Annotated in this window: 14 protein-coding genes; 7 read left to right on the top strand and 7 right to left on the bottom strand. The window is 66.7% G+C overall.

Annotated elements, in window-relative coordinates; genetic code table 11:
• Positions 1–2: 2 nt before the first annotated feature.
• The 3 genes from AC1DRE_RS08875 to AC1DRE_RS08865 are packed head-to-tail and all read right to left on the bottom strand — an operon-like array spanning position 3 to position 2685.
• On the bottom strand, positions 3–878 hold the full coding sequence (locus AC1DRE_RS08875) for a metal ABC transporter permease (RefSeq protein WP_214956674.1): 876 nt from the start codon (positions 876–878) through the stop codon (positions 3–5).
• Between the two features lie 2 nt (positions 879–880).
• Positions 881–1708 carry a metal ABC transporter ATP-binding protein gene (locus AC1DRE_RS08870; RefSeq protein ID WP_476984275.1) on the bottom strand — a complete coding sequence of 276 codons (828 nt, stop codon included), beginning with the start codon at positions 1706–1708 and terminating at the stop codon, positions 881–883.
• The gene (locus AC1DRE_RS08865) at positions 1705–2685 is read right to left on the bottom strand and encodes a metal ABC transporter substrate-binding protein (protein ID WP_476984274.1); all 981 of its coding nucleotides are present in this window, start codon (positions 2683–2685) and stop codon (positions 1705–1707) included. Before AC1DRE_RS08865 ends, AC1DRE_RS08870 begins: the two co-directional genes overlap by 4 nt.
• Before the next feature lie 83 nt (positions 2686–2768).
• Between AC1DRE_RS08865 and AC1DRE_RS08860 the strand changes: the two genes are divergently transcribed.
• From AC1DRE_RS08860 to AC1DRE_RS08840, 5 genes are all read left to right on the top strand, one after another.
• The gene (locus AC1DRE_RS08860; protein WP_476984273.1) at positions 2769–3530 is read left to right on the top strand and encodes a lysostaphin resistance A-like protein; all 762 of its coding nucleotides are present in this window, start codon (positions 2769–2771) and stop codon (positions 3528–3530) included.
• Between the two features lie 126 nt (positions 3531–3656).
• Positions 3657–4097, top strand: coding sequence for a VOC family protein (locus tag AC1DRE_RS08855; RefSeq protein WP_476984272.1), 441 nt, complete (start codon positions 3657–3659; stop codon positions 4095–4097).
• A 21-nt stretch (positions 4098–4118) separates the two neighbouring features.
• Positions 4119–5072 (top strand): 1,4-dihydroxy-2-naphthoyl-CoA synthase, encoded by a 954-nt coding sequence (locus AC1DRE_RS08850; protein WP_476984271.1) that lies wholly within the window; start codon positions 4119–4121, stop codon positions 5070–5072.
• Between the two features lie 26 nt (positions 5073–5098).
• A complete protein-coding gene (locus tag AC1DRE_RS08845) occupies positions 5099–6262 on the top strand; it encodes an AMP-binding protein (protein ID WP_476984270.1) in 1164 nt (387 codons plus the stop codon).
• Between the two features lie 101 nt (positions 6263–6363).
• Positions 6364–7245 (top strand): 1,4-dihydroxy-2-naphthoate polyprenyltransferase, encoded by an 882-nt coding sequence (locus AC1DRE_RS08840; protein ID WP_476984565.1) that lies wholly within the window; start codon positions 6364–6366, stop codon positions 7243–7245.
• 34 nt (positions 7246–7279) lie between these two features.
• Here the strand turns inward: AC1DRE_RS08840 and AC1DRE_RS08835 are convergent, their stop codons facing one another.
• Positions 7280–7627: a DUF4229 domain-containing protein gene (locus tag AC1DRE_RS08835; RefSeq protein WP_476984564.1), complete on the bottom strand. Its 348-nt coding sequence runs from the start codon at positions 7625–7627 to the stop codon at positions 7280–7282.
• A 159-nt stretch (positions 7628–7786) separates the two neighbouring features.
• Here AC1DRE_RS08835 and AC1DRE_RS08830 point away from each other — a divergent pair, with 159 nt between their 5' ends.
• A complete protein-coding gene (locus AC1DRE_RS08830; RefSeq protein WP_476984269.1) occupies positions 7787–8248 on the top strand; it encodes a PLD nuclease N-terminal domain-containing protein in 462 nt (153 codons plus the stop codon).
• Positions 8249–8508: 260 nt separating this feature from the next.
• On the top strand, positions 8509–9468 hold the full coding sequence (locus AC1DRE_RS08825; RefSeq protein WP_476984268.1) for a hypothetical protein: 960 nt from the start codon (positions 8509–8511) through the stop codon (positions 9466–9468).
• Positions 9469–9563: 95 nt separating this feature from the next.
• Here AC1DRE_RS08825 and ccsB read toward each other — a convergent pair whose 3' ends face one another.
• The 3 genes from ccsB to AC1DRE_RS08810 are packed head-to-tail and all read right to left on the bottom strand — an operon-like array spanning position 9564 to position 13305.
• Positions 9564–10703 carry a c-type cytochrome biogenesis protein CcsB gene (gene ccsB / locus AC1DRE_RS08820; protein WP_476984267.1) on the bottom strand — a complete coding sequence of 380 codons (1140 nt, stop codon included), beginning with the start codon at positions 10701–10703 and terminating at the stop codon, positions 9564–9566.
• Positions 10703–12550 carry a cytochrome c biogenesis protein ResB gene (gene resB, locus AC1DRE_RS08815; protein WP_476984266.1) on the bottom strand — a complete coding sequence of 616 codons (1848 nt, stop codon included), beginning with the start codon at positions 12548–12550 and terminating at the stop codon, positions 10703–10705. Before resB ends, ccsB begins: the two co-directional genes overlap by 1 nt.
• Positions 12550–13305 carry a cytochrome c biogenesis CcdA family protein gene (locus AC1DRE_RS08810; RefSeq protein WP_011693118.1) on the bottom strand — a complete coding sequence of 252 codons (756 nt, stop codon included), beginning with the start codon at positions 13303–13305 and terminating at the stop codon, positions 12550–12552. Before AC1DRE_RS08810 ends, resB begins: the two co-directional genes overlap by 1 nt.
• Between the last annotated feature and the right edge of the window lie 8 nt (positions 13306–13313).

Genomic DNA, 13313 nt, shown 5'->3' with positions numbered 1-13313 from the left:
ACCTAGGCGGCGAGCGCCACAGCCTTCTTGCGGCGCGCTTTCGCCAGCCGGGTGCCGATCAGCCCCTGGCGGGGGCTGAACAGGTAGACGACGGCGAAGATGGCACCCTGGGTGAGCACCACCATGGCACCGGAGGCGGTGTCCAGGTAGTAGCTGAGGTAGATGCCGGCGATGGAGCAGAGCGCCGAAATCACTGGGGCGATCACCAGCATGCGGGAGAACCGGTCCGTCAGCAGGTAGGCCGTGGCTCCGGGGATGATCAGCATGGCCACCACCAGCACCACGCCCACGGTCTGCAGCGCGACCACCGAGGTGAGCGCCAGGAGGCCCAGCAGCAGCGCCCCCAGCCGTTTCGGGGACAGCCCGATGGCGTGGGCGTGCGTGGGATCGAAGGCGTACAGGGTGAGGTCCCGCCGCTTGAGGATGAGGATGGCGAACGCCACCACTCCCAGCACCAGCACCTGGATGAGGTCCGGGATGCTGACGCCCAGCAGGTTGCCGAAGATGATGTGGTTGAGGTCGGTCTGGCTCGGCGTGACCGAGATGAGCACCAGGCCCAGGGCGAACAGCGAGGTGAACACGATGCCGATTGCCGCGTCCTCCTTCACCCGGCTCGTGTTCCGGACCACCCCGATCAGGGTGACGGCGATCAGCGCGAAGACCAGCGCGCCCAGGGCGAACGGGGCCCCCACGATGTAGGCGAGGACCACGCCCGGGAGCACGGCATGGGAGACGGCGTCGCCCATAAGCGACCAGCCGATCAGCACCAGCCAGCAGCTCAGCACGGCGCAGACTATGGCGGCGAGCGCCGTGGTGATGATGGCGCGGACCATGAAGTCGTAGCTCAACGGTTCAAGCAGCAGGTCAAAGAGATCCATGGTCAGTTCCCGCCCTGTTGGTTCGAGAGATCCTGCACCGGGCGGCCCGTGCCGGAAGCATCGCGGAGATCCTCGTCCGGGGCATCCTCGTCCGGGAGGTCCCGGTTGAGGACGTCCAGGCCGAACGCCATGGCCAGGTTCTCGGGCTGCAGGACCAACTCGGGCGGGCCGTGCATCAGGACCTTACGCATCAGCAGCACGGCTTCGTCGCACAGCTGGGGCAGGGCGTGAAGGTCGTGGGTGGAAATGAGGATGGTGCAGCCGTCCGAGGCGAGTTCACGCAGCAGGCGGGTGATGGTGGCTTCGGAGCGTTTGTCCACCCCGGCGAACGGCTCGTCCAGGAGCATCATGGTGGCGCCCTGGGCGATGCCCCGGGCCACGAATGCGCGCTTCTTCTGGCCGCCGGAGAGCTGGCCGATCTGCCGGTTCGCGAACTCGGAGAGTTCCACCCGGTCAAGGGCCAGCTCGACGGCGGCACGGTCCGCCTTGGAGGGGCGGCGGGTGAAGCCCTGGTGCCCGTAGCGGCCCATCATCACCACGTCGCGGACGGACAGCGGGAACTGCCAGTCCACGTCCTCGCTCTGCGGGACATAGCCGATGCCGCCCTCCTTGCGCGCTTTGGCGGGCGACTCACCGTTGATGAGGACGCGGCCGGCGTCGGGCTTGATCATTCCCATGATCACCTTGAACAGCGTGGACTTTCCGGAGCCGTTCATGCCGATCAGGCCGCAGATCCGGGCGGTGTCCAGGGTCAGGGACGCGGCGTCCAGCGCCAGGACCTCGCCGTAGTGGACGGTGACGTTTTCAACCAGGATGGCCGGGTTGCTCATGATGCCGCCCCCACCGGGGCACTGACCAGTGCTTCGGTGATGATCTTGGAGTCGTGCCGGATGAGGTCCAGGTACGTGGGGACGGGGCCGTCCGCCTCGGAGAGCGAGTCCACGTAGAGGACGCCGCCGAATTTCGCGCCCGTGGCTCCCTCCACCTGGCGCATGGGGGCATCGGAAACCGTGGACTCGCAGAACACGGCAGGGACCTTGTTGGCCTTGACGAATTCGATGGCCCGGGCGATCTGCTGCGGCGTGGCCTGCTGCTCGGCGTTGACGGCCCAGATGTAGACCTCGCGGAGGCCGGCGTCGCGCGCCAGGTAGGAGAAGGCCCCCTCACAGGTCACCAGCGCCCGCTGCGCCTCGGGAACGGTTGCAAGCTTCTGCACCATTTCGTCCTTCACGGCCTGCAGCTTGGCCTTGTAGGCCGCACCGTTCGCCTCGAAGGTGGACGCGCTGTCCGGGTCGAGCTTCGAGAACGCCTTCACCATGTTGTCCACGTAGATCTGGACGTTGACCGGCGACATCCACGCGTGCGGATTCGGCTTGCCCTGGTAGGAGTCTTCGCTGATGGACATCACCTCCACGCTTTCAGAGACCACGGCGTGCGGAACATCGAGGCCCTCGACGAACTGGGCGAACCAGGCTTCCAGGTTCAGACCGTTGTCCAGGATCAGGTCCGCCTTGGAAGCCTTGCGGATGTCCCCTGGAGTGGGCTCGTAGCCGTGGATTTCGGCGCCGGCCTTGGTGATGGACTCGACCTGCAGCTTGTCCCCGGCCACGTTCTGCGCGACATCCGCCAGCACGGTGAAGGTGGTCAGCACCACGGGCTTCTCACCCCCTGACCCTTGGCCGGGGGCGGCACCCCCGCACGCGGCCAGGGACAGGCAGAGGAAAACGGCGACGACGGCGGCTCCGGCAGTGCGAAGGCCCTCGGTTCGGCGGACTACTTTGGCGCACCGAAACAGAAATTTAGGCATACCGAATATTGTAAGGGGCGCCTCCTCGCGGCTGCAACGTCGCTGCTTCAAATGCGAGTCAGTTGGGAAGCTAGGCTGGAGATATGGGAACAGCTCTCCGCAATTCCCCGGCGCCACAGCCGGATCTCTACCGTTTTTCCGCGCTCGACTACACCACCGTGGGGCTCTACGTGGCCGTGGCGGCACTCTTTGCCGTGGCAGGATCGTTGCTGCAACCGCTGCTGCTGCAGCTCTCCCCGGACCCCACTATTGCCGTGTACTCGGTGAACCTGCTGTTCTACGGCGGCGTCGGTGTCCTGGCCTTGGCTGCCGCCCGACGGGTTGTCTCCCGGGACCTCCGCGTCCTGGCCACCAGGCCATGGTTCACGCTGATCATGATTCCTGCCGCGGTGGTGGCCATGCTGATCCTGACGGCCCTGCTGGTAGCCCTCACCGGACCGGTGCAGGGCTCCGCCAACCAGGCCAATGTCCAGGCGCTCGTCCAACAGGTGTCGCCGTGGCTGATTGTGCCGCTGCTGGTCATCGTGGGTCCGTTCGTGGAGGAGTACATCTTTCGCCACCTGCTGATCGGCAAGCTCAGCCGGCGCGTCAACATCTGGGTGTGCTGCATCCTGTCCACGGTCCTCTTCGCGGCGCTGCATATCGTGGGCCAGGAAACCCTCACGCTGCCGGTGCTGATGCCGTACCTGGCCATGGGCGCCACGCTGGTGTTCGTGTACGTGTGGACCGGGAAGAACGTGATGTTCTCCTACTTCGTCCATGCCGCCAAGAACCTGCTGGCCGTGGTGTTCATCTACGCGATCCCGCCCGAACTGATGGAGCAGCTGCAGCAGGTCCAGCCCTAGGGGTTGAGGGAGGCCGCGGAGCGTGAGCATAAGGGTGCCGCGCGTCCTGCCCGGACGCGCTGAACCCGGACCGGAACTGTCCGCAAACCCCTTCCGGCGGGAACACCGCCGTCGTAGTTTTGACCCATGGGACTCAACATTCAGATAGCGATCGACTGCAGCAATCCGCACGAGCTGGCCGACTGGTGGGCGGAAACCCTGGATTGGGCGGTGGAACCGCAGGATGAAGCGTTCATCCGCTCCATGATCGAGCAGGGGTACGCCACCGAAGCCGAAACGAAGACCCACAACGGCAGGCTGGTGTGGGCTGCCGGCGCGGCGATCCGGCCGGTCGAGGAACTCGAAGCCAAGGCCCCCGCCCGACGCCTGCTGTTCCAGACCGTGCCGGAAGCGAAGACCATAAAGAACCGGGTGCATTGGGATGTCCGCCTTGACGGCAGGGACAAGGATGAGGTCCGCGCGGAGCTTGAGGCACGCGGCGCAAAATTCCTGTGGACCGCCAGCCAGGGGCCGCACGAATGGCACACCATGGCAGACCCCGAAGGCAACGAGTTCTGCATCAGCTGAGGCGATTACTAGACTCGGTCTGTGAGCAACGAATTCCCAGCCAAGGTATCCGACGTCTTTGACCCCTCCCGGTGGCGCACCGTGGCCGGCTTCGACGACTTCCAGGACATGACCTACCACCGGCAGGTTGAGCGGGACTCGGACGGCGCCGTGCTGCGGGACCTGCCCACTGTCCGCATCGCTTTCAACCGTCCAGAGGTCCGGAACGCGTTCCGCCCGGGCACCGTAGACGAGCTCTACCGCGCCATGGACCACGCCCGCATGACCCCCAACGTGGCCACGGTGCTGCTCACGGGGAACGGGCCGTCGGCCAAGGACGGCGGCCACTCGTTCTGCTCGGGCGGGGACCAGCGGATCCGGGGCAGGGACGGGTACCGCTATGCCGAGGGCGAGACCAAGGAGACCATCGATCCCGCCCGCGCGGGCCGGCTGCACATCCTGGAAGTCCAGCGGCTCATGCGCACCATGCCCAAGGTGGTCATCGCCGTCGTCAACGGCTGGGCGGCCGGCGGCGGGCACTCGCTGCACGTCGTTTCCGACCTCACCGTCGCCTCGCGCCAGCACGGCAAGTTCAAGCAGACGGACGCCACCGTGGGAAGTTTCGACGCCGGCTACGGCTCCGCGCTGCTGGCGCGCCAGATCGGCCAGAAGGCCGCCCGCGAAATCTTCTTCCTGGCCCGCGAATACTCGGCCGAGGACATGGTCCGGATGGGCGCCGTGAACGAGGCCGTGGACCACGAACGGCTTGAAGAAGTTGCTCTGGAGTACGCGGCGGACATCGCCCGGCAGTCGCCGCAGGCCATCCGGATGCTCAAGTTCGCCTTCAACCTTGCCGACGACGGCCTGGCCGGGCAGCAGGTCTTCGCCGGCGAAGCCACCCGGCTGGCGTACATGACGGACGAGGCCGTGGAGGGCAAGGAAGCCTTCCTCGAGAAGCGCGATCCCGACTGGTCCCAGTTCCCGTACTACTTCTAAGCCGCACTACTCCTAAGGCAGCCCCTGTGACTTCCCAGCCCCCGAACATCGAACCGGCGAACATCGACTCTGCCCTGCGAGCCTTGGCGGACGCCCTCCACGGCGAGGGCCCCGCCGTCGAACTTTCCGCCGACGCTGACGGCAACATTGTGGTTTCCGCTGTGGAAACGCCCGGCTTCGAGGACGCCGCCGTGGTGGTGCGTACCTCCGGTTCCACCGGCACGCCCAAGGCGACGGTCCTCACCGTGGAAGCCCTGGCGGCGTCGTCCGTGGCCACCGCGTTCGCGCTCAAGGGCGAGGGCCAGTGGCTGCTCGCGCTCCCCCTGCAGTACGTTGCCGGGGTGCAGGTCCTGGTGCGCTCCCTCTTCGCCGGCACCCGGCCGTGGGCCATGGACCTCTCCGCAGGGTTCACGCCCGAAGCGTTCACCGCGGCCGCCCAGGAACTCACGGACAAGATCCGCTTCACGTCCCTGGTGCCCACGCAGCTGCAGCGGCTGCTGGACGCGCCGTCGGCCGAAACGCTGGCCGTGCTGCGCCGGTTCAACGGCATCCTGCTCGGTGGCGGCCCCGCCTCTCCGGAACTGCTCGATGCGGCCCGCGACGCCGGCGTCCGCGTGATCACCACCTACGGTTCCGCGGAGACCTGCGGCGGCTGCGTGTACGACGGCTTCCCCCTCGAGGACGTCCTGGCACGGGTCGACGGGGACGGCAGGATCCTGCTGGGCGGCGCCACCCTGGCCGCCGGCTACCTTGGCGAAGCCGGACCGGCTGCCGACGACTTCTTCGAGGAGGACGGCGTCCGCTGGTACCGCACCGGCGACCTCGGCTCCATCGACGCCACCGGGAAGCTCACCGTGCTGGGCCGCGCCGACGACGTCATCATCACCGGAGGCGTGAAAGTTTCCGCCACGCATGTGCAGGCCGAGCTGGAAAAGCTCGACGGCGTGACGGCGGCCTTCGTGGCGGGCGTCCCCTCGGAAGAGTGGGGCCAGGCCGTGGCCGCATACGTTGCAGTGGAGGACAGCTCCCCCGCCGGCATCGAGGGTTTCACCGCCAAGCGGCACGACGGCCTGGGCCGGCTGGCTCCGAAAACCGTCCTCGCTGCCAGCGAGCTGATGATGCTGCCCAACGGCAAACCGGACCGGCTGGGCATGACTGTTCTGCTGGACGCGCTGCATCAGGGAAAATAGAGAAGCCCCGCCCCGGCCGAAGGGCCGGAGCGGCAGGATTTCGGCGGGTTTAACCCTCCGGCCGCACTGAAATGAACAACGAACCAATCGGAGTACTGACCGTGGCCACAGCCGCACAATGGATCCAAGGCGCCCGACCGCGCACCCTGCCGGCTGCCATCGCACCGGTCCTGATCGGCACCGCCGCGGCCTTCGAGATGGACGCCTTCAAGCCGCTCAACGCCGTCCTGGCCGCGCTGGTGGCCCTATTGCTCCAGGTCGGCGTGAACTACGCCAACGACTACTCGGACGGGATCCGCGGCACCGACGAGGACCGCGTGGGACCCCTTCGCCTGGTGGGCTCGGGCGCCGCGAAGCCTGAGATGGTGAAGCGGGCGGCGTTCGCCGCGTTCGGGCTGGCCATGCTGTTCGGCCTGGTCCTGGTGGTCATTACCCAGGCGTGGTGGCTCATTCTGGTGGGCCTTGGATGCGTCCTGGCCGCCTGGGGGTACACCGGCGGCAAGAACCCGTACGGCTACATGGGCCTGGGCGACGTGTTCGTGTTTGTGTTCTTCGGCCTCGTGGCCACCCTGGGCACCACGTACACGCAGGCGGGGCAGCTGAGCCTGGCCGCCATCATCGGGGCCATCGGCACCGGCCTGATCGCGTGTGCGCTCCTCATGGCCAACAACGTCCGGGACATCCCCACGGATATCCAGGCCGGCAAGAAGACCCTGGCCGTGCGGCTCGGCGACAAGCACGCCCGCGAAAGCTACGTCCTGATGCTGGCCGTAGCCATCCTGCTGGTGGTGGTCCTGGCACCCGCACGCCCGTGGATGCTCATTGTGCTGCTGCTGATCCCGGCCAGCCTGATGCCGTCATGGCTGATGATCAACGGCCGGAAGCGCAAGAGCCTCATCCCCGTCCTCAAGCAGACGGGCCTGATCAACCTGGGCTACAGCGTGCTGTTCTCCGTGGGCCTCATCCTGAGCCACGGGCTGTAGGGATCACGGGCTGTAGGGATACAGCCGGGCTGGCTCAGGCGTCCTTGCGGGGAGTTTCTTCTTTGCTGGGAGCTTCCGTGCGGGGTGCTTTAGTGCGGGGAATTTCCGAACGGACCGTAATGTCCGGGTTGGCGTCCACCAAGGTGTCCTCTGCGTCGGCGTCTTCCACCTCACCGGCGGTGCGGATGGGCTTGGCCCGGCCGGAGAAGCGCTCATGCAGGCTGGCCGTAGCGGCGTCGCGCTGCTTCTGGAAGAACAGGTAGCTGATGGCGAAGGCAATCAGGCCGGCAAAGACAGCGGCCAGCAATATTCCCACCTCGAGGAAGCTGAACAGCACGAGCAACGGCACGAACAGCGCCAGACGGATCAGGGAGTATTTCATAAAAGCCACGGTTCAAGTTTAGCCGTCCGGCGTCGAAGCCCCCGCCAGTTGTGCGGTGGAGCCCCTGCCCGGGAGGGAGCCCGCCGGAATGCGGCCGGGCCCGGCAGCCGAAACATCGGGAGGGCAGTGCTGCAGGCGTCCGGACGGTAGACTAATGGTATGCCCCGTGTATTGGTCGCCGTCGCCGTTCTTGCCATATACGTCTATGGCATCGTGGACGTGATCCGCACTGAAAAGCACCTCACAAGGGGTATCTCCAAGACTGCCTGGATCATCGTCGTTGCTGTCCTGCCGGTGGTGGGTGCGGCACTGTGGTTCATCATCGGACGGCCGCGCGGAAGCCGCCCCGCCCCCCAGTCCTACAGCCACACCGTCGCGCCGGATGACGACCCCGATTTCCTGCGCAACCTCGAAATCCGCCGCCGCAACCAGGCCGAAGCGGACCGCCTGAAGAAGCTCAAGGACGAGCTCCAGGCCAAAGAGCACAAGCTCAACGGCGGTGCTTCCGGCACGGGCGGAGCAGGCGAGGCCAAAGGCAACGGCAGCCACCGGGGCGACAAGCACTCCGAAGAATCACACCACCCCGAGACCGACTCCCACGGCACGGACGAGGTCAAATAGGCCCGGTCGGGTAAGCCTGCTCAAAGCCTGCTCAAGTAGGCCCGGTTCGGCAGCAGGTTCAGCCGTGCCTGCGTTCCCCATTTGCCGGTAGTGGCCGCTATTCTCCACGCATAGCGGCCGTTAGTGGCTAAACGGCGGCGCCTGGAGAATCACCACTGCCCGCCGGCCCGCGGCAGTCCGGAACCTCCACCTGTCCTCCACATTGGGACGGGGCTGTGGATAAGGGAGTGGCCGTCCTGCTAAGGGGTCAAAATGCTCCTATGCGCCTTCCCTCCGAGCTTCCGCAGGACCTTCGCCACGGTCCGTTCACTGTGGCGCAGGCCCGGTCCGCGGGCCTGACGAGGCGGCGCCTGAGGGCAAGCGACCTGGTGCAGCCCTGTCGCGGGGCACGCGTTTCAGCACTGGCCGGGGATACGTTGCTGCTTCGTGGCACCGCCCTCGTCGCTGTCACTGGAGCGGTGGTCAGCCATCTTTCTGCGGCCGCGCTGTGGGGTTTCCCGCTGCCGCTGGACCTGCAGAACATCGACGTCGTCCATTTGACGTGCAGTCCGGGCCAGCGGGCCGTCCGGCGGAAGGGTGTGGTGGGCCACCAGCTGATACTGGAGCCTGCGGAAATCACCAGCGGACGGCACGTGCAATGCACCTCTCCCCTGCGGACGTGGTTCGACCTTGCGGGAATCCTTGGTCCCGATGACCTTGTCATAGCCGGGGATTTTCTGTTCCGACGGAGGAATCCGCTCGCCACTCTTGCCGAGCTGGACGACTTCCTGTCCGGCAAGACCGGTAAGCCCGGCTATCGCAGGGCCATGCGGGCCCGTGCCCTGCTGCGGACAAGGACGGACTCCCCCAAGGAGACGGAAGTCAGGCTGCTACTGCGTCGCCATGGCCTTCCCGAGCCGGCCATCAACGTGCCCATGCTTGACGCCTCCGGCAGGTGGATCCAGGACCCGGATATGTCCTACGAGCGGGAAAAGGTCGCCATCCAGTACGACGGCGGCCACCACGCCTCACCTGCACAACGCCGCAGCGACATCGGCCGGGACGAGGATGCCAAGGAGGCGGGATGGCGGGTAGTGGTGCTGACCCAGAGCGACCTCGATCCCTTCGCACCCGGCACGGAGCCCCGGGCCGTGACCCGTGTCCGGAAAGCGCTCGTGGAGCGTGGCTGGGCACCTGAACCGTCCCGGCGTCGTCGGCCATCTGACGCCAATGGCCGCTAAGCGGGTGGCCTAGCGGCCATTAGTGGCAAATCGGGCAGAAATCGCGCAGGGGGCAGGGCGCAGGGGGTAGGGGACGCAGCAAAGGCGCCCCCTGCCTACAGCCCCGAGTAGGAGTGCAGTCCGTTGAAGAACTGGTTCACGATGGTGAAGTTGAAGACTACGCACAGGTAGCCGACGATCGACAGCCAGGCGGCACGGGTGCCGGTCCAGCCGCGTGTGGCACGGGCGTGCAGGTAGCCTGCATAGACCACCCAGATCACGAACGTCCAGACTTCCTTGGTGTCCCAGCCCCAGAACCGGCCCCAGGCCTTCTCGGCCCAGATCGCGCCGAACATCAGCGTGAACGTCCAGCCGACGAACGCGATCGCGTTGATGCGGTAGGACAGGTTTTCCAGGCTCAGCGCCGAAGGCACCAGGCGCATGAAGCCCAGCTTGTCGGCGCCGCCGGCGGCGATGGTCTTCTGCCGGTGGGCCTGCACCAGCTGCAGGGCGGACATGGCGAAGGTCAGCGTAAACAGCGCGGAGGACATCACGGCGATGGAGACGTGGATGATCAGCCAGTAGCTCTGCAGCGCCGGAACCAGGTGGCCCACGGGGGTCCAGAAGGCGATGGAGGCCGCAACGAGCATGATGATGGCCAGGCCGATCACGAATGTGCCCAGGAAGCGCAGGTCGCGGCGGATCAGGACCAGCAGGAAGACAGCCACGGCCACGAAGGCACCGGTGGTGAGGAATTCGTACATGTTGCCCCACGGCACGCGGCCCGAGCCGATGGCACGGGTGACCACACCGGCGGCGTGGATCGCGGCACCAAGCACGGTCAGGGCAACCGCAACGCGGGCAGGTACGCGGCGTTCGGCGGCGTAACGCATGCCGGCGTCGGCCGTCTGCCCGGCACCGCCTGCGGCGCCCGTGGACAAACCACCCGTTGCCGACGACGGCCGCTCGGCGCGGCCTATCGGCCCGCTGACGTCCGAATCGGCCCGGTCGACTGCGGGACGGTCAACAGCTGCACGGTCGACGGCGGCCCCCACCCCGGCACCGACCGGGACCTTGGCCGTTGCGGAGTCTGACGCACCCGCCGCGGCAGCAGCCTTGAGGTCCACTGCGCGCAGCGCCTTGCTGCTCTTGGCCAGGTCCCACGCGAAGGCGATAAAGGCCACGGTGTACGTGCCGGCCGCCAGCAGCATAAAGAGCTCGCTGTACTGGCCCATGGTTTCGTTGATGGGGAACATTACTGGTCCTTCTTCGACTCGGGTGAGCCGGCTGTTGACTGGATGAAGTCTTGTGTGGGCGTGTCCGTGGCGGCCTCGTTCTTGCCGCTGCCGGCCTTGCTGCTGTCCGTGGGGACGCCGCCGGCCGGGACACTCCCCGCCGGGCCATTATCCATCTGCCCGCTGGGAGCATTCTGGGAGTCCAGGTCCCATTCGTCCGTGAGGAGTGAACGGATCGCTGCGGCCTCCGCGGCGAGGCGGTGGTCCTCTCCGCGGGCCAGGAGCCCGTATTCCACCATGGTGCGGCCGTCCTCGTGCGTGCCTGTGCGGACCCAGACCCGGCGGCGGTTCACGTACAGCGAGGTCACCAGCCCGGCCACGGCCAGCAGCGCGAAGATCAGGGCGTACAGCTGGCCCGGGTTGTGGTGGATATCCACGCCGATGTAGCGCTTCACGCCATCGAAACTGATCGAGCCCTTGCCGTCCGGGAGCGTGTAAGTGCTGCCGGGAGCCAGGGTGATGCCGCCGGCGTCGAGGTTCCGGGCGTTGAGCGGCGTCAGCTTCTTCACGTCGAGCTCGAAGACGTTCTGCGGCGAGCCCGCGTCCAGGCCAAGGTCTCCGAAGTATGAGTTCAGGGTGAGCTGCGGGTTGATCAGTTCCGGATCACCGCTAAAGGAGACGCCTTCCTCGGTGACGAACGCGGTGGGCAGGAAGAAGCCGGCAAACCCGAGCTGATCCGGTTTGGCGTCCGGAACCTTGATCACCACGGAGGAGTAGTAGTTGTCCCCCTGCAGCTTGGCTACTACAGGCCCCTCCATCGCAACATTCCCGGCACCGTCGCGGACGGTCACAACCGGGGCGTAGCCATTGCCGGTCAGGTAGACGCTGGTGCCGCCGAGGCTCACGGGATCGTTGACCTTCAGCACCTGCTTCTCGGCCGCCGAATCCGGATTCTCCTTGGTGGTCACGTCCGCCTTGAAGTCGATGGGCTGGCCGAACTTGCCCTTCGATTCGCGGTCGAACGTGATCTGGAACTTGTCCAGCTGGATGGAGTACGGCTGCAGCTCGCTGCTCTGGAAGTTGCTGCCCGGCGTGAATTGGTCGTAACCCACCAGGCTGTTCACGAACGTGTCGCCCTCCACCAGGATGCGCTGGCCGCTGTAGCCAAAGAGCCCGCCGGCGGCCACGGACACCAGGACGCCGATCAGCGACGTGTGGAAGACCAGGTTGCCCACTTCCCTGAAGAAGCCGCGCTCGGCCCCCAAAGAGGGCCGCGCGCCGTCGTCGTCCCTCACGTCAACGCGGTAACCGCGCTTCTTCAGCCTCGCGGCAGCGTCTGCAATAGCGGCCGACGCCGGGATCCCGGCGTCCGCGGGGATCACCAGCGTGCCGTACTCGGGCAGGCGGGACAGCCTCGCCGGAGTACGCGGAGGCTGGGAGCGCATGGCCTTGTAGTGGGCGATCGCGCGGGGAACCACGCAGCCGATCAGCGAGATGAACAGCAGGATGTAGATGGCGGAGAACCACGCCGAGGAGTAGACGTCGTAGAGCTGGAGGGAGTCCAGGATCTTGCCGTAGTCCGGGTGGTCCGCGATGTACTGCGTGACGATCGAGGGGTTCGCGGGGCGCTGCGGGAACAGCGATCCGGGCACCGCTGCAACGGCCAGCAGGAGGAGCAGGAACAGCGCTGTGCGCATGCTGGTGAGCTGGGTCCAGGCCCAGCGGAGCATGCCCAGCGGTCCCAGCGCCGGAAGGGCAGCTTCGGCCTTGGCCTTGGCCACGGGAGTCGCTGCTCCGGTCTTGCCGCGTTCCGGCGCTGTTTGCTCCGGGGCAGGGGACTTCTTCTGTTTGTTCACTCGCTCGCTCATCAGATCGGCAATTTCACATCGGTTTGGAACCAGTACTGCAACCCGGAAACCCAGGCGCCCCACACTCCGCTGGCCATCAGCAGGCCGAGCACCACCAGGATGCCGCCGCCGATCCGCTGGATCGCGAGCCGGTGCTTGCGGAAGAAGGACATCACGCCGACGCCGCGGCGCACGGCCAGGGCGATCAGCAGGAACGGGATGCCCAGCCCGAGGCTATAGACGAAGGCCAGGAAGGCGCCCTTGGCGGCCGAGGACCCCCCGGACATGCTCAGGAGCTGGACGGCGGAGTAGGTGGGACCGATGCACGGCGCCCACCCCAGGCCGAAGGTGATGCCCAGCAGCGGCGCACCCCACAGCCCGGCGGGCGGCTTGGCATGGATCTTGGCGTCCCGCTGCAGCCAGCTGAATCCGCCCATGAACACCACGCCCATGATGATCACCAGGATGCCCAGCACCTGCGTGATCCAGGCATTCTGACCGCCGCTGATCATGGACCCCAGCTGGCCGAACGCCCCGCCCAGCAGGACGAAAATTACGGAGAAGCCGAGCACGAACAGGCCGATTCCGGCCAGCATCCGGCCGCGCTTCTGCTTTTCCAGGTCCACGCCGGTCAGTCCGGTGACGTAGCCCAGGTACCCCGGCACCAGCGGCAGGACGCACGGGGAGAGGAAGGACACGAGTCCGGCCAGCAGCGCCACGGGGATGGCAAGCAGCAGCGAACCGTTGAGGATGGCTTCGGCGAAGGGGCTGTTCACGGTGAGGG

The organism is Arthrobacter sp. P4_H3, assembly GCF_056400885.1.
Note: the sequence above shows the minus strand (reverse complement) of the source record. Positions and strands in the feature narration are given on the sequence as shown.